This is a genomic window from Vibrio algicola (assembly GCF_009601765.2).
GTDB lineage: Bacteria > Pseudomonadota > Gammaproteobacteria > Enterobacterales > Vibrionaceae > Vibrio > Vibrio algicola.
The window spans coordinates 1,339,229-1,361,494 of record NZ_CP045699.1 but is presented as its reverse complement, the minus strand read 5'-3'; the positions used below and the strand labels follow the sequence as shown (position 1 = coordinate 1,361,494).

At 42.1% G+C, this 22,266-nt stretch carries 22 protein-coding genes; 17 read left to right on the top strand and 5 right to left on the bottom strand.

What is annotated here, in order from left to right; genetic code table 11:
* Nucleotide 1: 1 nt before the first annotated feature.
* From infC to GFB47_RS06255, 10 genes are all read left to right on the top strand, one after another.
* Nucleotides 2–553: a translation initiation factor IF-3 gene (gene infC / locus GFB47_RS06300; RefSeq protein WP_153447208.1), complete on the top strand. Its 552-nt coding sequence runs from the start codon at nucleotides 2–4 to the stop codon at nucleotides 551–553.
* A gap of 144 nt (nucleotides 554–697) precedes the next feature.
* Complete coding sequence (gene rpmI / locus GFB47_RS06295) at nucleotides 698–892, top strand: 50S ribosomal protein L35 (RefSeq protein WP_027695677.1); 195 nt, start codon at nucleotides 698–700, stop codon at nucleotides 890–892.
* Between the two features lie 43 nt (nucleotides 893–935).
* On the top strand, nucleotides 936–1,289 hold the full coding sequence (gene rplT, locus GFB47_RS06290; RefSeq protein WP_153447207.1) for a 50S ribosomal protein L20: 354 nt from the start codon (nucleotides 936–938) through the stop codon (nucleotides 1,287–1,289).
* Nucleotides 1,290–1,756: 467 nt separating this feature from the next.
* The gene (locus GFB47_RS06285) at nucleotides 1,757–2,236 is read left to right on the top strand and encodes a YgjV family protein (RefSeq protein ID WP_153447206.1); all 480 of its coding nucleotides are present in this window, start codon (nucleotides 1,757–1,759) and stop codon (nucleotides 2,234–2,236) included.
* Nucleotides 2,237–2,320: 84 nt separating this feature from the next.
* The gene (locus GFB47_RS06280) at nucleotides 2,321–2,851 is read left to right on the top strand and encodes a GNAT family N-acetyltransferase (RefSeq protein WP_153447205.1); all 531 of its coding nucleotides are present in this window, start codon (nucleotides 2,321–2,323) and stop codon (nucleotides 2,849–2,851) included.
* A 62-nt stretch (nucleotides 2,852–2,913) separates the two neighbouring features.
* Nucleotides 2,914–3,453: an NUDIX domain-containing protein gene (locus GFB47_RS06275; RefSeq protein WP_153447204.1), complete on the top strand. Its 540-nt coding sequence runs from the start codon at nucleotides 2,914–2,916 to the stop codon at nucleotides 3,451–3,453.
* Between the two features lie 301 nt (nucleotides 3,454–3,754).
* Nucleotides 3,755–4,735 carry a phenylalanine--tRNA ligase subunit alpha gene (gene pheS, locus GFB47_RS06270; RefSeq protein ID WP_153447203.1) on the top strand — a complete coding sequence of 327 codons (981 nt, stop codon included), beginning with the start codon at nucleotides 3,755–3,757 and terminating at the stop codon, nucleotides 4,733–4,735.
* A gap of 13 nt (nucleotides 4,736–4,748) precedes the next feature.
* The gene (pheT, locus tag GFB47_RS06265) at nucleotides 4,749–7,151 is read left to right on the top strand and encodes a phenylalanine--tRNA ligase subunit beta (RefSeq protein WP_153447202.1); all 2,403 of its coding nucleotides are present in this window, start codon (nucleotides 4,749–4,751) and stop codon (nucleotides 7,149–7,151) included.
* A gap of 458 nt (nucleotides 7,152–7,609) precedes the next feature.
* A complete protein-coding gene (locus GFB47_RS06260; protein WP_153447201.1) occupies nucleotides 7,610–9,226 on the top strand; it encodes a peptide ABC transporter substrate-binding protein in 1,617 nt (538 codons plus the stop codon).
* Between the two features lie 278 nt (nucleotides 9,227–9,504).
* On the top strand, nucleotides 9,505–10,200 hold the full coding sequence (locus tag GFB47_RS06255) for a TPR domain-containing protein (protein ID WP_153447200.1): 696 nt from the start codon (nucleotides 9,505–9,507) through the stop codon (nucleotides 10,198–10,200).
* 7 nt (nucleotides 10,201–10,207) lie between these two features.
* On the opposite strand, the gene GFB47_RS06250 is transcribed toward GFB47_RS06255, so the two are convergent.
* From GFB47_RS06250 to nrfA, 3 genes are all read right to left on the bottom strand, one after another.
* A complete protein-coding gene (locus GFB47_RS06250; protein WP_153447199.1) occupies nucleotides 10,208–10,807 on the bottom strand; it encodes a Fic/DOC family protein in 600 nt (199 codons plus the stop codon).
* A complete protein-coding gene (locus tag GFB47_RS06245; protein ID WP_178306454.1) occupies nucleotides 10,797–10,949 on the bottom strand; it encodes a hypothetical protein in 153 nt (50 codons plus the stop codon). The genes GFB47_RS06250 and GFB47_RS06245 overlap by 11 nt, the downstream gene beginning before the upstream one ends.
* A gap of 498 nt (nucleotides 10,950–11,447) precedes the next feature.
* A complete protein-coding gene (gene nrfA, locus GFB47_RS06240; protein WP_153447198.1) occupies nucleotides 11,448–12,914 on the bottom strand; it encodes an ammonia-forming nitrite reductase cytochrome c552 subunit in 1,467 nt (488 codons plus the stop codon).
* Between the two features lie 487 nt (nucleotides 12,915–13,401).
* Between nrfA and nrfB the strand changes: the two genes are divergently transcribed.
* The 7 genes from nrfB to GFB47_RS06205 all read left to right on the top strand — a co-directional run bounded on the left by nrfB (nucleotide 13,402) and on the right by GFB47_RS06205 (nucleotide 19,653).
* Nucleotides 13,402–14,007: a cytochrome c nitrite reductase pentaheme subunit gene (nrfB, locus tag GFB47_RS06235; protein ID WP_153447197.1), complete on the top strand. Its 606-nt coding sequence runs from the start codon at nucleotides 13,402–13,404 to the stop codon at nucleotides 14,005–14,007.
* Nucleotide 14,008: 1 nt separating this feature from the next.
* Nucleotides 14,009–14,701, top strand: coding sequence for a cytochrome c nitrite reductase Fe-S protein (nrfC, locus tag GFB47_RS06230; RefSeq protein WP_153447196.1), 693 nt, complete (start codon nucleotides 14,009–14,011; stop codon nucleotides 14,699–14,701).
* Nucleotides 14,698–15,678: a cytochrome c nitrite reductase subunit NrfD gene (gene nrfD / locus GFB47_RS06225; protein ID WP_153447195.1), complete on the top strand. Its 981-nt coding sequence runs from the start codon at nucleotides 14,698–14,700 to the stop codon at nucleotides 15,676–15,678. The genes nrfC and nrfD overlap by 4 nt, the downstream gene beginning before the upstream one ends.
* A gap of 126 nt (nucleotides 15,679–15,804) precedes the next feature.
* Complete coding sequence (locus GFB47_RS06220; RefSeq protein WP_153447194.1) at nucleotides 15,805–17,814, top strand: heme lyase CcmF/NrfE family subunit; 2,010 nt, start codon at nucleotides 15,805–15,807, stop codon at nucleotides 17,812–17,814.
* Nucleotides 17,807–18,286 (top strand): heme lyase NrfEFG subunit NrfF, encoded by a 480-nt coding sequence (gene nrfF, locus GFB47_RS06215; protein ID WP_203218751.1) that lies wholly within the window; start codon nucleotides 17,807–17,809, stop codon nucleotides 18,284–18,286. The genes GFB47_RS06220 and nrfF overlap by 8 nt, the downstream gene beginning before the upstream one ends.
* 360 nt (nucleotides 18,287–18,646) lie before the next feature.
* Nucleotides 18,647–18,943 (top strand): integration host factor subunit alpha, encoded by a 297-nt coding sequence (gene ihfA, locus GFB47_RS06210; RefSeq protein ID WP_153447193.1) that lies wholly within the window; start codon nucleotides 18,647–18,649, stop codon nucleotides 18,941–18,943.
* 65 nt (nucleotides 18,944–19,008) lie between these two features.
* Complete coding sequence (locus GFB47_RS06205) at nucleotides 19,009–19,653, top strand: thiopurine S-methyltransferase (protein WP_153447192.1); 645 nt, start codon at nucleotides 19,009–19,011, stop codon at nucleotides 19,651–19,653.
* Between the two features lie 48 nt (nucleotides 19,654–19,701).
* Here GFB47_RS06205 and purT read toward each other — a convergent pair whose 3' ends face one another.
* Together purT and cdd are read right to left on the bottom strand one after the other, a co-directional pair.
* Nucleotides 19,702–20,877, bottom strand: a complete 1,176-nt coding sequence (gene purT / locus GFB47_RS06200; RefSeq protein ID WP_153447191.1) for a formate-dependent phosphoribosylglycinamide formyltransferase — start codon at nucleotides 20,875–20,877, stop codon at nucleotides 19,702–19,704.
* Between the two features lie 171 nt (nucleotides 20,878–21,048).
* Nucleotides 21,049–21,939 (bottom strand): cytidine deaminase, encoded by an 891-nt coding sequence (cdd, locus tag GFB47_RS06195; protein ID WP_153447190.1) that lies wholly within the window; start codon nucleotides 21,937–21,939, stop codon nucleotides 21,049–21,051.
* Between the last annotated feature and the right edge of the window lie 327 nt (nucleotides 21,940–22,266).

Sequence of the window (22,266 nt, the reverse complement as noted above, 5' to 3'; positions counted from 1 at the left end):
TATTAAAGGCGGAAGAAAAGGCCAACAACCGGCCAAGCAAAACCAGCATCGTTTAAACGATGAAATTCGTGGCGTGACCGAAGTGCGCTTAACAGGTGCTGACGGTGAACCAGTTGGTGTTGTCACCATTGATGAAGCCCTCGAAACGGCTCTTGAAGCTGGTATGGATCTGGTAGAAATCAGTCCAAACGCTGAACCACCAGTCTGTCGTGTGATGGACTATGGTAAATTCCTCTTTGAAAAGAGCAAAGCGACTAAAGAGCAAAAGAAGAAGCAAAAACAGGTCCAGACTAAGGAAATTAAATTCCGTCCTGGAACTGATATCGGAGACTATCAGGTAAAACTACGCAACCTGACGCGTTTCCTTGAAGACGGCAACAAAGTGAAAGTAACTATTCGCTTCCGTGGCCGTGAAATGGCTCACCAAGAGATTGGCGTAGACGTTCTTAAGCGTTTGAGAGTGGACACTGAAGAGTTAGCAGTGGTTGAATCTTTCCCAACGCGTATAGAAGGTCGCCAAATGATCATGGTGTTGGCCCCTAAAAAGAAGTAATTAACGGCCTTACAAGTAATAAAACCTCACGCCAAACTTAACGGTAAGGTGCGAGGTTTTGTTCGCCCTAATTACATATTATTAACCGATATGTCTATTAACACATAGAGTGATTAATACATACAATGCGGAGTTATTCATCCAATGCCTAAGATGAAAACAAACCGAGGCGCTGCGAAGCGTTTCAAAAAAACTGGTGGCGGCTTTAAATTTAAGCACGCGACAAAACGTCATATCCTGACTAAACGTACTACTAAAAACAAGCGTCAGCTTCGTCCAAACGCCATTCTTCCTAAATGTGAAGTTGCTGGTGTTGTACGTATGCTTCCATACGCTTAATTTTTTGTTAGTTAGTTAATTTTAATAGTTTAGGAGAGACATAATGCCTCGCGTAAAACGTGGTGTACAAGCTCGTGCACGTCATAAGAAAGTTCTAAAGCAAGCTAAAGGTTACTACGGAGCACGTTCACGTGTTTACCGCGTAGCTTTCCAAGCAGTTACAAAAGCTGGTCAATACGCATACCGTGACCGTCGCAATAAAAAGCGTACGTTCCGTCAACTATGGATCGCTCGTATTAACGCTGCTTCTCGTCAAAATGGTCTATCTTACAGCCGTTTCATTAACGGTCTTAAGAAAGCATCTATCGAGATCGATCGTAAGATCCTTGCTGATATCGCTGTATTCGACAAATCTGCATTTGCAGTACTAGTTGAAAAAGCGAAAGCTGCTCTTTAATTAGAACCAGTTATTAGAATAATAAAAAGAGAGCCTCGGCTCTCTTTTTTTATACCTGAAATATGGCGTTAATCCATATAAGTATTAAAGGTATATCAATATTGACACGAATGATTTTTAATGGACGCAACAGTGACAGCTGTGCGCAATTAAAGTACAGTGAGTCCTACTAAATTTAACCGCTCACCGATATGAGGATTGTACAATGACCACATTTAGCACAAGATCCTCGTGTTCTCATGCTCTTGACTCTTCGATTCCAACTCAAGCGGTGGCGATTACCTCCCCTGTAATTAGCACTTCAAAACCTTGCTCAAAAGATTCGACATATAACTAGCACGTCAAAATAGAACGCAATTTTGCAGCTTGCTATAAGCCATTTCGGGTGAATAATGAGCATCCTACATTCTTTTTATCGTTGTTATTGTTAGTGGAGGGCTGATGTCCTTTTTTATTGCATCACAAATATGGTAGGCGTAGCAGCTTTATTTGATATTGCCTCATTTCAGTTTAAAAACCGTACTTCATTGTTGACTGCATTATGTATTTCAGCGCTTTTAATTGCCGCACATTTTGCACTGCTCGGGCAATGGACCGCTGCATGTTTGCTTTTGATTGGGGCTTGTCGTTATTTAGCTGGAATTTTCTTTTTCGACCCTAGAATGAAATGGCTATTTTATTTTGTGACAATGCTCGCCACTGTGGTGACATTCAGTGGATTAACCAGTGTGTTAAGTTGCATGGCTTCGTTGCTAAATACCAAAGCATCGTTTAGCCATAATGATAAATTGATGCGCTTGTTAATGACGATTGCCATGACAGTTTGGTGTGTGCATGATTATATTGTCGGATCGCCAGTAGCGGTACTTATCTATATTGTATTTATAGTGAGTTGTGCGGTGGGCTATTATAGAATTTATGGCAAAAAGCCAATTTTGGTAAGCTAACTGCTATTTTCTGTGGATGAACTGTTCACACCGACATGCTTTAGGTAAAGTGCCAAATACGACATTTTATTGTAGAGGACATTTATGTTTACGATAGAGATTGATAGCGAATTGAAATTAGCCCTTATTGAGCGATCTTTTGCCCACAAATACTTTGAGATAGTCTCCAAGGAAGAAAAATATTTATCTCAATGGCTTGCATGGCCCTCTCATGCTAAATCGGAAGATTTTTTCTTACGGTTTGTAAGTAAATCGTTACTGGATTACGCCGAAGGTAAAGCAATGACATGCGGTATTATTTATCAAGATGAATTGGTAGGTAATATCAGTTTTAATTCGATTAATCATAACCTTAAAATGGCTGAAATCGGATACTGGTTACGGGAATCGTACCAAGGTAAAGGCATCATCACTCGCTCTGTCTCTAAATTTATCAACATCGCATTTTCTGATTTAAATCTCGAGAAAATTCAAATATCCGCGGGCGAAAATAATATACCGAGTAGAAAGGTTTGTGAACGTTTAGGCATGAAGTTAGAAGGAGTGATTTCTAATTGTGAAAATCTAAATGGTCGAATTATCAATCATGCTGTTTATGGCTTATCGAAAGAGTAAATTAACTTCAGTTAAAGTCTTTTAAGCCTTAGTGGCCCTCAATTTTTATAGGTATCGAATCAATGAAAGAAATAAAAACCCTCGATTCTACAGTGGTTTATCAAAATAAATGGATGACAGTTCGTGAAGATAAGATCGAGCGAGCTAGCGGAGCGGAAGGGATCTTTGGGGTAGTAGAAAAACCGGATTTTGTGGTCATTCTACCGATTGAGAATGGATGTGTGCATTTAGTGCAGCAATACCGTTATGCGGTAGAGCAACGTTTGTGGGAATTGCCACAGGGTGCATGGGAAGATAATCCTAATGCGGATCCGCTGGAGCTGGCTGCCGGAGAGTTACGCGAAGAAACCGGTTTAATCGCAAGCAATATGCAATACGTTGGCTTTCAGTACCTCGCTTATGGTTATTCTACCCAAGGCTATCATATTTATCTGGCGTCTGACTTTAAACACACTGCCACACAACTCGATGCGGAAGAAGAAGGTTTGGTGTCGAAATCATTTTCACTATCTGAATTTGAAGCGATGATTTTGTCGGGTGAGATTAAAGATGCCACCAGTGTCAATGCCTATGGATTGGCGAAGTTAAAAGGGTTGATATAGTTACCATTGGCTCAATTATGGTTAAGTGACGCCAATCTCGCCATTATTAGGGTAAATTAACCAGAATAAACGGCGATTTCAATTTGGCTTTAGGGCTGCATTTCATTACTATATAGCACTATTTTCGTGGGCTTTTTGAAAGCGTTTTAGGTGATAGTCATTTTGCATAACTTTTTACTGGGGTTATTCAAGCTTAACCTCTACGAGACGTTGAGCAAAATGGCAATATCTACTTAATAAGCAGAATAAAAGCCAAACTAAAAACCATAGCCAACACTACCCAACGGTAGGTGAGGAAACGATGCAATTAGAACAAATTATTGCCAATGCAACGGCCGCGATTGAGCAGGCTGATTCTGTTGTCGCGCTAGAAGATGTGCGTGTACAGGTATTAGGAAAAAAGGGCGATTTAACCCTTCAACTGCAAAGCTTAGGTAAATTACCGCCTGAAGAGCGTCGCACTGCGGGTCAAGAAATCAATAAAGCAAAAGGTTTAGTGCAACAAGCGATCGCCGCTCGTAAAGACGCATTACAACGTGCAGAACTAGAAGCGAAGCTAGCAGCAGAAACGCTGGACGTTTCTCTACCTGGTCGTCGCATTGAAAACGGTGGTATTCACCCTGTAACTCGTACTGTTGAACGTATCGAGCAATTCTTTGGCGAACTTGGTTTTAGTGTTCATTCTGGTCCTGAAATCGAAGATGCGTTCCATAACTTCGATGCTTTGAATATTGCAGAAGATCACCCAGCCCGTACCGATCACGATACTTTCTTCTTTAATCCTGATCTTATGTTACGTACCCATACTTCTGGCGTGCAAATTCGCACCATGGAAGAGGGCAAACCGCCATTCCGCTTTATTGCGCCTGGTCGTGTATATCGTAACGACTACGATCAAACTCACACGCCAATGTTTCACCAAGTAGAAGGTATGCTGGTGGACGAGCATGTGAACTTTGCTCAACTTAAAGGCATTTTGAACGACTTCTTGCGTAACTTCTTTGAAGAAGATCTAGAGGTGCGTTTCCGTCCGTCTTACTTCCCATTCACAGAGCCTTCTGCTGAAGTAGATGTAAAACGTAAAGATGGAAAATGGTTAGAGATCTTAGGTTGTGGCATGGTACATCCAAATGTATTGCGCAGCGTGGGCATCGACCCTGAAAAATACTCAGGTTTTGCCTTTGGTATTGGTATCGAGCGTTTAACTATGCTTCGTTACGGCGTAAATGATTTACGTGCATTCTTTGAAAACGATCTTCGTTTCCTAAAACAGTTTAAGTAAGGGCTAGAGCATAATGAAATTTTCTGAATCTTGGCTACGTGAGTGGGTAAACCCAGCCGTCAATAGTGAAGAACTAGCACATCAAATTACTATGGCTGGTTTAGAAGTGGATGATGTACTGCCGGTTGCAGGCACATTTACTGGTGTCAAAGTAGGTCAAGTGGTGTCGTGTGAACAACACCCAGATGCCGACAAACTGCGTGTTACCAAAGTCGATGTTGGCGCAGAAGAATTATTAGATATTGTTTGTGGTGCTTCTAACTGTCGTTTAGGCATTAAAGTGGCTGTTGCGACCGTTGGCGCAGTACTGCCAGGCGATTTCAAAATCAAAAAAGCGAAATTACGTGGTCAGCCATCTCACGGCATGCTGTGTTCGTTCACCGAGCTTGGTATTGATGTGGAATCTGATGGTATTTTAGAGCTGTCTCAAGATGCGGTATTAGGAACCTGTTTCCGTGAATACCTTGATCTTAATGATGTCACTATTGATGTTGATTTAACCGCTAACCGCGCCGATTGCTTTAGTTTACGCGGTCTTGCGCGTGAAGTTGGTGTATTGAATCGCCTTGAAGTGAAGCAACCAAGTGTTGAAGCCGTTGCGGCAAGCATTGACGATACCATCACGATTGATATTAACGCTGCTGACGCTTGTCCTCGTTACCTTGGACGTATTGTCCGCAATGTGAACGTAAAAGCCGAAAGCCCGGTTTGGATGCAAGAAAAACTGCGTCGCTGTGGTATTCGCTCTATTGATCCAATCGTTGATATCACCAACTTTGTGATGCTTGAGCAAGGTCAACCAATGCACGCGTTTGATTTAGCTAAAATCGACAGTGGCATTGTGGTTCGTATGGCTGAGCAAGGCGAAAAACTGACGCTGCTTGATGGCAACGAAGCGGAGCTAAACAGCGATACATTAGTGATCGCAGACAAATCAAAAGCCTTGGCAATTGCCGGCATCTTTGGTGGCGAAGCATCAGGCGTAAGCACCGATACTCAAGACGTATTGTTAGAGTGTGCATTCTTCGGACCCGATGCGATCCGTGGCCGTGCTCGTAGCTACGGTCTACACACAGATTCATCCATGCGTTTTGAACGTGGTGTGGATTGGTGTTTACAAGTTTCTGCAATGGAACGTGCGACTGCATTATTGGTTGAGATTTGTGGTGGTGAGGTTGCCCCAATCGTTACCGCTGAATCAAAAGCCGATCTTCCAACTGCTAACACGGTGGCTTTACGCCGTGCAAAACTAGACAGCTTGTTAGGCCATGAAATTCCATCAACCGATGTAGTTGAGATCTTAACTCGTCTAGGCTGTGATGTTAAAGAAACAACAGAAGGTTGGACGGCAACATCTCCTTCATGGCGTTTTGATATCGCGATTGAGCAAGATTTGATTGAAGAAGTAGGCCGCATTTACGGCTACGACAACATTCCAAACCAAGCACCTGTTGCCGCGCTTAGCATGAACTTGCATAAAGAAGTTAATCAACCGCTAAAACGCGTACGTGATTTACTGGTTGACCGTGGTTACTTTGAAGCGATCACATACAGCTTTGTTGAACCTGAACAGCAAAAATTGATCGTGCCAGATATTGAGCCATTGATTTTGCCATTCCCAATTTCTGCCGATATGTCAGCGATGCGTCTTGGTTTAATCCAAGGTTTGCTCAACACCGTAGTACATAACCAGAAACGTCAACAATCTCGCGTACGTATGTTTGAATACGGTATGCGTTTCATTCCTGATCAATCTGCTGAAAACGGCATGCGCCAAGAAGAAATGCTAGCCGGTGTGATCGCTGGAACTCGCGGTGAAGAACATTGGGATATCGCCACTAACAGCGTTGATTTCTTTGATCTGAAAGGCGACTTAGAGGCGGTACTTGAGCTGACTTCAAACGAGCTTGCTTACAGCTTTAAATCGTCGAAACACCCAGCATTGCACCCAGGTCAAACGGCTGCTATCGTGATCAATGCCGGTTTAGAGACTGAAAAAGAAGTCGGTATTATTGGTACGGTTCACCCAGAACTCGAACGTAAGTTTGGTCTTAACGGCCGCACTATCGTGTTTGAAATCGAATGGGCAGCGATTAATCAACGTGTATTGCCAGAAGCGGTAGCGGTATCTAAATTCCCAGCTAACCGCCGTGATATTGCGGTAGTCGTCGATGAAACCGTAGCCAGTGGCGATATCGTTGCAGCTTGTCTTGCTTCTGGTGGCGAGCTATTAACGGGCGCGAAACTGTTTGATGTGTATCAAGGTCAAGGCGTGGAAGAAGGCAAGAAGAGCCTAGCTATCGCATTAAGCCTTCAATCAATCGAACGTACCTTAGAAGATGCAGACATTGCCGCTTCTGTAGAGGCGATTGTTGCCACATTAAGCGATAAATTTAATGCCAGCTTACGCGACTAATTCTCGTAATATGTTGGATTAATAAGTTGTAACCTCACTCGCAAAAGAGTGTGTAAAATCCGTTTCAAGACTATTCATCTGCAATAGCTCTGGAAGCGGATTTTTTTTGTCTAAAACTTGCTCATAATATTACTTTATTCTTCTAATTTTACGTATTCGATGATCAGAAGGTTTCTATAGGAAGTATTAAGTAAGATAAGTGTAACGAGATTGGTTGTTTTTGATTTAAGGTAATGAATTTTTGTTAAAAGTCTGGTAAAAATAATTATGCTTTCTATCAGGAAGGCTACATTATTGGTGTAATTGATATGATATTTACAGTGAGTTTGAAATGACTATTTTGAATTTGCGGTTTGAAATGAATAGCTTTGAATAAGACACACAGATAGTGTCACTCAAGATGAGACAAAAGCGATCATATCTGCAGGATGCACAAACATTATAAAAGGAATTACCAGATGCAAAAATTGATAAAAACAGGGGTGGCGACCGCCATTTCTTTGCTGCTTATAAATCCCTCTTTTGCTGCGCAAGTGCCCGCTGGTGTTGAACTGGCTCAAAAACAAGAAGTGGTGCGCGGTAATGGCGATGAAGTGCCAACCCTTGATCCATCCATGTCTTCCGATACTGCCAGCTCTCGCGTGATCAGCGATATGTTTGAAGGTCTTGTAACCGAAGATCAACAAGGCAATATCATTCCAGCGCTGGCTACTAAATGGGAAGTCTCGGACGATGGAAAAACCTATACCTTCCATTTGCGTGATGCCAATTGGTCGGATGGCTCGCCAATCAAAGCCAGTGATTTTGTGTTTGCGTTTAAACGTGTCGTTAACCCAATTACGGGTGCGCCATATTCTTGGTATTTAGAAATGGCCGGCATCAAAAACGCCAAAGACATTACCAAAGGCAGTAAGAATATTGATACCTTAGGCGTGAAAGCGCTAGATGATCATACCTTCCAAATTGAACTTGAACGTTCAGTGCCGTATTTCACCAAAATGCTGGCGCATGAAAGTACTTTTGCGGTACCCGAAGCAGCAGTGAAAAAATTTGGTCAAGCGTGGACCAAGCCGGGCAACATTGTTACCAGCAGCGCCTACATATTATCCGATTGGGTGATCAATGAAAAAGTTGAGCTAGTTCGTAATAAAGCCTATTGGAATGATAAAGATACCGTGATCAACAAGGTGACCTATCTGCCGATTTCGGATGTGAATGCAGAGTATAACCGCTTCCGTACTGGCGAAATGGACATCACTTCAGTGGTGCCACTGGAATTGTATCAAACCATCAAAAAAGAGCGTCCAGATCAGTTATTAACCATGCCATCACTCGGCACCTATTATTACTTGTTCAATCTTGATAAAAAACCATTTGATGATCCGCGGGTACGTAAAGCGCTGGCGTATTCTATTGATCGCGACGTGATCGCCGAGCGTATTTTAGGGCAGGGGCAAATTCCAGCTTACACTAATACACCACCGGCCGTTGCTGGCTTTAAAGTACCGGATCTTGATTGGGCGAAAATGTCGCAAAAAGATCGTATTGCTAAAGCTAAGCAGTTATTGGAAGAGGCAGGCTACAATAAAAGTAACCCACTAAAATTTGAGCTTGAATACAACACTAGTGAAGCACATAAAAAACTGGCGATTGTGATGGGATCAATGTGGAAAAAGAATTTAGGCGCGGATGTAACCATTGCAAACCAAGAATGGAAAACCTTTATTCAAGCCTTGGCCGATAAAAACTTCTCTGTCGCGCGTTACGCATGGATGGGGGATTACAACGAAGCGTCAACCTTCTTATCGTACTTTGATTCAGCAGGTATGAATTATGGCGGTTGGCATGATGCGGATTACGATAAAGCCATGGCAGATGCTAGCCAAGCGCAAGATGAAGCCAAACGTTTAAGCTACTATCAACATGCCGAGCAGATCTTTGCTAATGATATGCCTGCTATTCCGGTGTATTTCTACACTCGTTCTGTGCTAAAAAATGAGGCACTTGGCGGATTTAGCGCCACCAATGCGTCAGACCGACGTTATACTCGTGATATGTACATGATGAAGAAATAATAGCGTTTGCTTATTGCTGTTAATTTAAGCCACAAGCGACTTTATAAGACACAAGCTATTTTATAATCCAAAAACCAGTCCAATCACTAAGCGGATGCTTTAGAGGTTGGGCTGGTTTTTTTGCTAGTGACTGTTTTTTGATGAGAAAGGCAAATAAAATGACGAGTAATGTGTGGGATCAAATTAGTTTCAGAGGGATTCAGTTAATATGAGTGTTCAATAAAAATAAGCTTTAGAAACTCATAAAACCTCGTAATAGATAACAATAGGAAGCGTTAATGATTGGGATTTTTGGTGTGGTATTGGTGCTTGCCGTGGTGGTGTATTTAGCTTATTGGCGCAGTAAAAAGAACACTCAAAATAGCCCTAATGGGTGGTTTCCAATCTTGCTAGTCACGTTCTTAGCCTCGGCGTCATTAACTATTTATCATTATATTGGCCAACCTGATTGGCAGCAAAAGCAAGCCTCGACTCAAAATAGCCGACAGCAACACAGCGATCCCCAATCAAATCAACAAGGTTTGATCCAAACCGGCTCACAAGTTAATCAACAACAAATTGAAGCGATGCAAGCGTTAGTAATGAAAGACAAACAAAAAGGGGAGAGTTGGTACGCGTTGGGCAATGCTTATATGTACGCCAATCAGTTTGAAAATGCCGCTACCGCTTTTAGTTACGCCGAACGTTTAGCTAAAGAGCCACAAGCCAATATTTATTCCGCCCATGCGACTGCGTTATATTATGAAAATAATCAAAGGATTACCCCACAAACACAAGCCTTGTTAGATAAGGCGCTTGCGGTCGATAAAGACAATGTGCCTACATTGATGTTATTGGCATCGGATCATTTCTTAAATGCTGAATACCAAGATGCGATTGATCTTTGGCAGCATGCACTCGACACCAATCATGACGATGTTGATCGCGTCACCATTATTAAAGCAATTAACCAAGCCAAAGAGTTGATGCATTGATAGCGGATTAATTTTTATGCAGAGTGATGGCTTGATGAAAAATATTCTTTAATGGTGCTAGGTCAAAATGCACACCTGCAATGTTAGCTTCAATCCAACACTCTGGAGTTATTACAGGCCATACAACATCATATCCTGCTACAAACAACATTTCTTCGAAAAAGAAACGTAGTGTTCTCCCATTACCTTCTCTAAAAGGATGAAGTAAGTTCATTTCACAAAATAAATCAGCAGCTTGAGTTATAAGGTGCTCTTTATTATTTGCAGTTGATAAAGATGCTATTTGAGAGAATAACTTGTTTGCTTCAGGTTCAATACGTGAATAAGTACAAAAGCGAGTGTTACCTTTAGATATATCTACGTCTCTGAGCTGACCAGCCCAACGATAAAGATCTTGAAATAAAACAAAGTGTAAATGTTTTAAATGTCCAAAATTGAAGTGATCCAGTTGGGTCTTGTTACTTTGGTAGGAAAGGTATCTTTCTTTGGAAAATGCAACCTCAGCTTCCTCCAGATCAAGACTATCTTTTATATTGAGTTTATTTATGAGGACGTCAGATCCGGAGTAGCAATACCGGTAGTGATTAACCCCATATTTATCGCGCATATTGTTGTTTAAGATCTTTTATTGATCGAGATTTATGGGCTTTTAATTCCATACCTTCATAAGATAAACTGGTCTCAAAGTTTTTTAAATCGGGAGTGAATTTTTCGGTCGGCTTATTTGAATGTTTTAAATTCTTATCCATATAAAAGTCCCCATTTCATTGATCAATAGTCTGATTTTAACGTATAGCGAATTCTCTTGTCAGAATAAATATCAAATGGTCTTTAGTGCGTTTAAATGATGAGGAAAGAACGTAATCTATAGTGTTAGCATCTCAAGACAGTTTAGGGGCTGTTGATCTTTCGTGATTAAATTTTGTTCGAGATAAAAGCCTTTTAATCGAGGCAAGTCGATTGAAGCCTAGTTATTCTAAGTAAATGAGACTTAACGAAGAGTAAAAGGCTTTTAGCCGAACCCTTCGGGCTGCGTTTGTTGGTCTTTTCTACTTCGTCATCGGCTTTTCGTGTAGCCAGCTACACCACAAAGCCTTTTCCTTGTATAAAAACCCAACAATTCGCAGCAAAAACAACCACGAAAGATCAACAGCCCCTAGTTATTAGACAATAAAAAGCTTGGTCACAATCATGACCAAGCTTTTAAGTTCACACTAACACGTTATCGGTGTTATTGAGGCCCGCTATTATTGAGGATAGCTTGCTTCTCGTTTCTTCGCTTCTTTATCCCACTCAGGTACAACCGTCTTCAAGAAGTCTTGTTTCTCTTGATTCATGCCTTTCATATCCATACCCAGTGCTTTTTGCGCCGCTTCTTTGGTTGAGATATCAGGGATCTTGACTGGATCCGTGATGCCTTTCTTCGCAAGTAGGCGGATAAGTTTGGTACGAGCATCTGTCGCACGGTCTACCGCAGTACCAAGAACGCGTAGCGCGACTTCTGGTGCGTGCATGTGAACACCGTGTGAGGCGATTGCGTAATCCCAACGCCATTGTGCATGTCGAATATCAAGTAAGATGTCTTTCATTTCTGCTGGGGTAGCACCCGCATCCCAAGCGGCTTTAGCTTCAAAGTGTGCTGCCACAATTTGTTTCTCAGCCAGAAGTTTCATCTCTTGAACTTTGTCTTTACGAGACTTAACAATGTTCATCATGGTTTTCTTGTCTTGGGTATGACATTGCGCACAGGTGTCGTCAAAGCGGTCGAAAGGGTTACCTACTTTATGGTCGGTATACACTTTGCCATCTTTGTTTTTCACTTTAGGCATATGACAATCAACACAAGCAACGTTGTTTTTACCGTGGATGCCAAGCTGCCAAGTTTCATACTCTGGATGCTGCGCTTTTAGCATTGGTGTTTTTGAAACGGCATGAGTCCAATCACTAAAGCCAATTTTGTCGTAGTATGCTTCCATTTCGTCAACGGTTACTCCGTTATCCCATGGGAATTTAACCGCGTTTTTCTTGTCTTTCTGGAAGTAGTATTCAACGTGACATTGACCACACACTTGAGACTGTTGACCAAAACGATCTTGTTTCTCAAATGGGCGACCGATAGTATCCATTGCGCGCTTGCCGTAAGGACGGGCAACACGTAGCGCAGGTTTGCCTTTTTTGAAATCATCACTTTGAGTATCATGACAATCGGCGCAACCAATCGGGTTAACAATTTGTGCTCCTAAGCGAGCCCACTTGCCTTCAAAGTAACCGTCTTCACCACGCTCATCAATCACACGCGGTACGTCAGGGCCTTTACAGCTCCAACATGCCATTGGCATCGGGCCAGATTTCGCATCTTTAGGGCCGCCAGTACGCAGAGTTTCACGCACATCGGTAACCGCATAGAAGTGGCCGCGTGGGGCATTGTAGTCTTTAGCAAAGCCATAACCTGCCCATAAAACCACCATATTAGGATCGTTTTTGAGTGCATCGGTAATGTGTTTGCTTTTAGAGGTATCTTTCCAGCTTTGATATTGCTCTGGGTGGTCAGATTCAAATTTTTCATTTCGAGGATCAAAACGCATTTTCTGATTCGCGGATTGAGTCGTCGCTTGGGTTTGCTTTGCTTCGGTCGCTTGAGCTGAGGTGGTTAACGCAAAAGTAGTTACGCTCAACAGAGACAAAAGGGTCGCATTCACAGCGTTTTTTTTCATCCATTTTATATTCACAGTGATTACTCCAGTCATTATTTCAAAAAGCCAAGCGTTGTGAATGCGGCAAATGATTAATAAGCAGTAGAGTGCTGATAAATAATAGCAACAAGTTTGATTCATAGGCAGTATGAATTGTAAGGTTATTGATCAAAATCAATAGAAGATATATTAAAAATGTGGGTTTAAAATAGTGCCGATCAGCTCCATTTATTTTTGCTGAAAATAGGTTTCAATGTCGGTGTTAAGCGTTGTGGCTAATACATTTTTAAGTACCCTTTGATTCAAAGGATTTGAGTTGCATCTGAGAGCGATTGTGATCCCAGAACGAATATAGATTGTTGATTCTAATTATTACACTTGGTAACGCAATTGTTATAAATGGGTTCAATAATCATACAAAAATCGTGGGTTGAACAGTTTCTCGCATAGTTAATATGAGCAAAACAGATCGGTAATCGATCATTTTGTTAAGAAAAAGGTGCAGAAAATGGACTGTAAAAAGAAAGCCTTAAAATCAATAGGGGTAGGACTTACCTTATTGATCGGGTTGGTTTTTTCAATAGGAGCGTCCGCCAACACTGAGATAGCACAACTAAATCAAACACAAAAAATCTCTTCTGATGGGAAGTATGAGGTTCAATTTGTGCGTGATAAAAATTACGCGTGTACTCAATGTCATAAGGACGATCATGACGCTTTAAAAGGTGCTCATGCGACCGCTATTAATGAAAAAACTGGCCGTAATGTCGGTTGTATCGATTGTCATAGTAATATTGGACCTCATCACCGTGATCGCGCTGACAAAGTGATTAAATTTCACCGTGGTCAAGTGGCGGCAAGTTTAGTTATGCCAGTTGATGATGCAAAAAACATATCCAAACAAAATGCACAATGTGTTGATTGTCATGCCCCTGCAGAACTGCGTAAAGCTGACTGGACCCATGATGTACATGCATTAAAACTATCTTGTGCTTCTTGTCATAAGGTTCACCCAACGACTGATCCGATAAAAAATATTGAAAGTAAGCAGCGCATTCAGATGTGTGTTGATTGCCATTCAGCTTTTGAAGCTAACCATAAACGAGGTGACTAGTATGTCGTGTTCAAGACGTAACTTTTTACTTGGTACTGGTGCGGTAATTTTTACCACTGGTGTGATCTCCAATACCGCAGTGGCTTCGGGCAAAAAACTGATCGCGAGCATGAAAGATGGCAAGATCCGTTACGGCATGGTGCATGATGAAAATCTTTGCATCGGCTGTACGGCCTGTACCGATGCTTGTCGTGAAGTGAATAAAGTACCTGAAGGCGTAACGCGTTTAAAAATCAAGCGCAGTGAAGCAATTGGCGAATACCCAAATGCGGGTTATACCTTTGAGCGTATTTCTTGCCAACATTGTGATAATGCGCCTTGTGTGCATGTATGCCCAACGGGAGCTTCTTACAAAGATCCTAAAACGGGCATTGTCGATGTCCATCATGATTTATGTGTCGGTTGTGGTTATTGCCTTGCAGCTTGTCCTTATCAGGTTCGTTTCTTTAATCCAGAAACCCATGTAGCTGATAAGTGTAATTTCTGCCGTGATACCAACCTTAAAAATGGTAAGCAACCAGCTTGTGTTGAATCGTGTCCAACCAATGCATTGGTATTTGGTGACTTAAATGATCCAAGTAGTGAGATAAGCAAAGTGATTCATTCTCACCCTGTGTATCGCATGAAATCTGAACTCGGTACCGAGCCTAAGATGTATAAAGTGCCGAACAGTAAAGGGGAGATCTTAGGATGAGTGATATCTTAACCAATGCGTTTCATTTCGATTCTTTAGTTTGGGATTGGATCATTGCGCTGTACTTGTTTTTGACAGGCATGTCGGCGGGTGGGGTGATGATTTCAATTTACTTAAAGCGTAAAGTGATTGAAGGCCCTGCAAATTTAAACGGTATTTTAAGAGCAAATGCCATTTTTGCGCCACTTGGGATCATCTTTGGTCTCAGTATTTTGGTTTACCATTTACAACGTCCTTGGACCTTTTGGAAAATCATGCTGCATTACAACCCAACATCCGTGATGTCGATGGGGGTAATGTTGTTCCAAATCTACATGGTGGTGTTGTTTATTTGGTTGGGCGTGATGTTCAAACAAGAAATCTACGACTTTATGAGCAAGTATTTGTCGGGATTATCGGCCATTCGCAACCTGATTAATACGGTTTTAACCGCGTGTAAAAAGTTTGAGAATGGAATTGAAATATTTCTGGTGGTATTAGCGGTGCTACTGGCTGCGTATACTGGTTTCTTACTTTCAGCGCTCAAAACCTATCCATTACTTAATAACCCTGTTTTGCCGGTATTATTCTTGTTCTCAAGTTTATCCTCTGGCGCAGCCGCGTGTATTTTGTTTGGGGTCGCAGGCTTTAAAGAGCCAACCGATAGCCCAAGTATAAAATGGATCCACGGATTTGAGCGTCCGGTGGTTTTGGTCGAACTGTTTGTATTGTGTGCTTTTTTTGTTGGCCTGTATTTTGGCGGTGGACAAAAAGAAGTGGCGGTGGCAACGGCAATCGGCAGTGGTTTTTGGGCAACGTGGTTCTGGATTGGTGTTGTCGGTATAGGTATGTTGTTACCTTTAGCGTTAAATCACTTTAGTTCGGCGCAAACCCAACATAAGAAAACCTTTGTTATCGTGGTAACCGGATTGAGTTTACTCGGCGTGTTAATGCTGCGTACCTTTATTTTGTATGCAGGACAAATGACGGTGGTGTGATTGGATTCCTATATTGCTTGGAGAATACAAATCTTTAAGCGATATAGGTCTATTGCTCTCCAAGTTAATAAAGGCAGCGCTATTTAAGTTCTGCCTTTGGTTTTTATTTTTTTAATTGGTAACTCTATGCTTCCAGAAGTCGGTCATTTTATTCTTATTCTTGCGGTAATGTGCGCAGTGTTAACCGCGTGCTTGGCAAGTCTATGCTTATATAAAACATCGATTATGGACCCTAAATTTATTCAAGCTAATCACGTTGGCCTCTCGGATACAAACCATCGAGCTGACTTTTATGCTAAAGCCGCAAGAGAGTTAAGCTACGCCACATTTATTTTAGTGGCGATCAGTACTGTTATCTTAGCGGTGTGTTTTGCGCAAGATGATTTCTCGGTTCAATATGTGGCTCTGCATTCTAATACTCATTTGCCTATTTTTTATAAAGTGGCTGCCGTTTGGGGCGGACATGAAGGTTCATTCTTATTTTGGTTGTTGTCGCTCACCGGTTGGTCGGCGCTGGCCGCCTATGTTGGTCGTAAACGAGATCAACAATTTATGACGATTGTTATTTTGGTGTTGGCCTTAATTGCAATCGCGATTGGTGGTTACATTATTTTTGCTTCTAATCCTTTTTTGCGGGCATTTCCTGTGCCATTTGAAGGGCGCGACTTAAATCCTATGTTGCAAGATATTGGACTCATCATTCATCCACCGATGTTATATCTCGGGTATGTGGGTTTTTCGGTCAGTTTTGCTTTCGCTATCGCCACCCTTATTTCACCTAAGATTGAATTGGATTGGGCTAAGTGGATGCGGCCGTGGGCGGTGGCTTCGTGGGCGTTTTTAACTGGCGGAATTGTATTAGGCGCTTGGTGGGCTTATTACGAGCTAGGTTGGGGCGGCTGGTGGTTTTGGGATCCTGTTGAAAATGCCTCTTTAATGCCATGGTTAACCGGCACGGCATTGCTGCATTCTTTGTCTATTTCTCAGCATAAAAAGCAACTGGTAGGCTGGAGTTTATTGCTGGCCATCTTTAGCTTTTCACTCAGCTTACTCGGCACCTTTATTGTGCGCTCTGGGGTGCTAACCTCGGTGCATGCGTTTGCCGCCGATCCGACTCGTGGCGTGGTGTTGCTGGTGATATTGTCACTGGTATTGATCTCGTCATTGAGTTTATTTGCTTGGCGAGCCAATCGTTATATTCAACCAGTACAATTCTCGTGGTTGTCGCGCTCAATGGCGTACTTTATGACCAACGGCTTATTGGTTCTAGCGACATTTTCGGTGTTGCTCGGCACGCTATACCCAATGATTTTCCAAATTTTTGATTTGGGTAATATTTCGGTCGGCGCGCCTTATTTCAACAGTATTTTTGTGCCGATTGTGTTTGTGATGTGCATTGTGATGGGGATCATGCCGGCTTTAAAATGGCATAAAACCAATATGAAAGCTTTGTTAGAAAATACCAGAATGGGCTTTTTATTGGCGATTGTGATTGGCGGTGCGGCCAGTTACGGATTGTATCGACCTGAATATCAATGGTATGAGCAAAGTTACGCTTTGGTCGTATTGAGCCTGATTTTGTCTTGTTGGGTGATAGTATCGGCGTTACAAGCTTGGTTTAAATCATCGGGGGCGCGACTCAAGCAACTTGCGATGGTACTCGCTCACTGCGGCGTGGCGGTGACGATTATTGGGGCAACTTTAGTCAGTTATTGCGCGGTGGAAACCAATCAAAAGCTCGCGCCGGGTTCACAAGTGACATTAAATGGTCATCAATTAGAATATCAAAAAACCAAACTGGTACTAGGACCAAACTATACTGCGGAGAAAGGGGTAGTGGCACTGTATGACCCTCAAGGGCAATATATCACCACCATTTATCCAGAACGTCGTCATTACACCGTTCGAACCATGAATATGACTGAACCGGGTGTTTATAATACCGCGTTAGGAGACTGGTATATCACAATGGGCGATAAAATAGATAAAACCCATTACGCAGTGCGGATCCAATATAAACCGTTCGTTGGCTGGTTATGGCTTGGCGGATTATTAATGGTGTTAGGTGGAGGCCTATCTGTTACGCGTTATATGTTACAAAAACCTCGATGCCTATTGGAGAGTCACTATGCTTAGATTGTGGAGTGGATTAAAAATCAGCGGTGTGATGTTATTGAGTGTATTAGTGTGGCAAAACGTGGCAGTAGCCAGTGGATCGGTGAGTATTCAAGCTGCTACCGAAACGCAAAATAGCGATAACGCTCAGTTGGTGGATGTGTTTGCGTTTAAAAATGCCCAAGATCAGCATCGAGCCGATTATTTAGCCCGCCAACTTCGCTGTCCTCGCTGCCAAAATCAAAACTTGACCGAGTCAAATGCGTCGATTGCGCGAGATATGAGACTGCAAGTGTATAAGATGGTCGATCAAGGGCACAGCAACGAAGATATTCTTAACTTTATGACCGATCGTTTTGGTGAGTTCGTACTCTATAAACCAAAATTTGAAGCCTCAACCTATGTGCTATGGTTAACGCCATTAATGCTGTTGCTTATGTTGATAGTGGCGGCGAGATCTTATACAAGAAAAAAATCAGCGTTAAATAAATGAGTTTAGATAATTTTTAACTTTATGTTATAACAGTAATTATTATGTAAATGACACTTTAAATGCATCTTTTTATTGCCAGATCGCGTAATTTCAAAAACAAAGTTAAACACTAATTATATTATTTAAATAGATATTAATTTTCAAAAATCACTAATTTGCAGAGAATAAAACCAATAACTTCCACTATTTATACTATGCTCAGTGCTGTAAATGGCTAGAAAGCTAAATATTGAATTAAAAAATTTGGCGAAAATCATAAGGTTGGCTTACACTTTCGTAGTTATCGTTAGCTTTTAGCTTGCTGACATGTAAATACAACATATTCCACAAATACTGTGGTTACAAATGAGGGATAGTTTTATGGCGCTCACTAAGGCCGATTTGGCTGAAAACCTGTTTGAAAAACTTGGCTACAGTAAACGTGATGCTAAGGAAACCGTAGAAGTGTTTTTTGAAGAAGTTCGAAAAGCATTAGAGAACGGTGAACAGGTAAAATTGTCTGGTTTTGGTAACTTTGATCTTCGTGATAAAAGTGAACGTCCAGGACGTAATCCTAAAACTGGCGAAGACATTCCAATTTCTGCACGTCGAGTGGTGACATTCCGCCCGGGTCAGAAGCTTAAAGCTCGTGTTGAAAATATCAAGATAGAAAAATAACATTGAGTATTTAACCAATAAAGGTCACTTAGGTGGCCTTTTTGTTATCTGGAGTAAGGATAAAAATGCAAGATCAAGAATTTTGGCACAGTAAATGGGCAGCAAATAAAATTGGTTTTCATCTGGCTGATGTGAACCCCTTACTGCCGCAGTTTTGGTCACACTTACAACCGAAACAAGAACACAATGTTTTAGTGCCCTTATGTGGTAAAAGCGAAGATTTGATTTGGCTTGCCACTCAACATCAATCGGTCACTGGGGTTGAGCTCAGTAATATTGCGGTACGTGCTTTTTTTGCCGAGCATCTCTACACACCAACCGTAACATCGCTTAATAACCTGCATGAGCTTTATCAATTTGATGAGTTGTCGATCTACAGCGGTGATTTTTTTACTGCGCCATTAGAAAGTTATGACTTAATTTATGATCGCGCCGCGATGATAGCGCTACCACCAGCGTTGCGTGTTGACTATGTAGCAAGAATTAAGTCGTTAATGAAACCAAACGGTAAAATTTTATTGATTGGATTGGATTACGATCAAAATGAAATGCAAGGCCCACCGTTTAGCGTGCCGGAAGATGAGATCCGCGCCATGTATGCGGGTATGAAAGTGACGCGTTTACAACGTGATGAAGCCAGTGCCAATCATCCCAAAATAGAAAATGGATTATCACGCTTTGCTGAAGAAGTGTGGTTAATTGAAAACTAATGTACCTTTTTCGTGGCTCACATTCCGAGCCACGATGATGATAAGCGATTAGTAGCGGATCTCTATTTTGCTGGCACTTTCAACGGCCTCTTCTATTGCCTGCTCAACACTGTCTCTGCGAGTTAATGCTATCCCTAAACGGCGGCGACCATCAATGTCGGGTTTACCAAATAAACGGATTTGAGTTTGAGGCTGCGCGACCGCGTTTGCCAAGCCATCAAAGCCAATATTGTTTGATGTTCCTTCGCCTAAAATAACCGCAGATGCCGATGGCCCATATTGGATGATAGAGTTAATTGGCAAGCCGATAAAAGCGCGCACATGTAAGGCAAACTCGGATAACTCTTGTGATATCAAAGTCACCATGCCGGTATCGTGCGGGCGAGGGGATACCTCACTAAAGATCACTTGATCGCCTTTAACAAATAATTCCACGCCAAATAAACCATAACCGCCCAGTGCATTGACGACTTTCTCTGCCATGTGCTGCGCCGCTTGGATCGCACTCGCCGACATAACTTGTGGTTGCCAAGATTCACGGTAATCGCCATCTTCTTGTCGGTGTCCAATCGGAGCACAAAAATGCACACCATCGACCGCGCGAACAGTCAGTAGCGTTATTTCATAATCAAAATCAACAAAGCCTTCCACAATGACCCGACCCGCACCCGCGCGGCCACCTTCTTGAGCGTATTGCCAAGCGGTTTGCATATCAGCCTTGGTTTTTATTACGCTCTGTCCCTTGCCTGATGAGCTCATGATAGGTTTAACCACACATGGCATGGAGACAAATTCAACCGCTTGTTCAAACTCTTGATAAGTATCACAGAAGCGATATGGTGAGGTTTGAATATTAAGATCTTCAGCCGCTAAACAGCGAATACCTTCACGGTTCATCGTCAATTGTGTGGCTTTCGCAGTCGGGACAACATTTAAGCCTTTTGCCTCAAGTTCCACCAATTTGTCGGTCGCAATCGCTTCGATCTCGGGGACGACATAGTCTGGTTTTTCTTTGGCGATAATGGCTTCAATCGCATCACCATCGAGCATATCCACCGTATAACTGCGATGAGCAACTTGCATGGCAGGAGCATTAGGGTAGCGATCAAGCGCGATCACTTCTAATCCCAAACGTTGGCATTCAATCGCCACTTCTTTACCGAGTTCGCCTGAACCTAATAATAAAACTTTCGTTGCGCTCGTTGTCGTCGCCGTTCCAAACATGATAAAGATTCTCTACAAAATGAAATTGGCTCAGATCATACTGATTTTTCTCACCCAAGCAATCGTTTGCGCAATAAGTTCGGCAATAAAAAATTAAATGCATAAAAAACGCCCAATCTGTGGTTGTAGTAACCAACAACAGATTGGGCATTATTATTTTTGAACTCTATCTTAAAGCGCTGCGTATTCCAGCGTAATATCAGGATTAATCGCTTCTAAAGTGGCTTGGGTATCCGCTAAATGACTAATGGATCCATCAGCGATCTCAGCTAAACAAGCGGCTTCAATAGTATCGAGTGAATGACCGGCTAATAGTAATAAATTAATCGCCACTTGCAGTGGTGGCAAACTTGGATTGAATGCCGCGTTCTCGGCGTAGCTGCCATTAAAAATCGCGCCGCTTGTCACTTGTAATGAAACGCCGCTGTAATTGTTAGAGTAAGGTGCGTGACTCATATTTAAAGCATCCACTGCCGCTTGCATTAATGGTGTGACTTCTGGAGCGCTATGGGATTGCTTGTTTTGATCCATTAAACGGCGAGGCTCTTCTAAATCACCAGGGCCAAAAGAATCAGGTAATAATTGTGCCAGTGACATTGCAGGGCGCTGTGGTAATTGAATAATCAGATCGTTGGCACTGGTTAACTCATTCATAAACTGACGGCAGTGACCACACGGAGAATGATTGATGGTGATATTTTTAATTCCCGTTTCACCTTTCATCCAAGCATGGCTGATCGAAGATTGCTCTGCATGAACCGTTTGTCCTAATTGCGTGCCTGAAAACTCAAGGTTGCCACCAAAATAGATTGCACCAGATAAACCTTCAGCAATCGCGCCAACATGAAAATCAGAAATAGGGCAATAGGAATGTGAAGCGGCAAGCGGAAGTAAAGCCAGTTTAAGTTGCGTATCGTTTAAGCCAGAATCGGCCAAAAGATCTTGATATTGGCTTGCATCAAGGTGACCACTAAAGTCTGGATGATTAAAATACTGGGTAGCCTTGGCTTGGACATGTGATGGTAAAGATCCAAAAAGCTCAATGTTGTGCTGAATCGTCATGGGATGTTCCTTTTAATTTTTCGATACCGAATGGGCACTTAAGAAATTTGTGCAAATGATTCGATAATTAACAATATGGGGTTGATCACGTTTTTTTTAAAGTATATACATTCAAGTTTCATTAAAGAGTTACATGCGTCAAATAATGAGGCGGAGTCGACAATTTATTGCTTTATTAAGTGAGCTAGATCTCATTTAAAGTGGTATTGCTATTGATGTTCAAAGATTGGAGAGAAAAACAGGAAGCATAATAAGCTTCCTGTTGTTTTTGGGGGCAGATTGACTGAACATTTAACACTAGCAACTTGCCGAGCCAAGCCCTTTTTA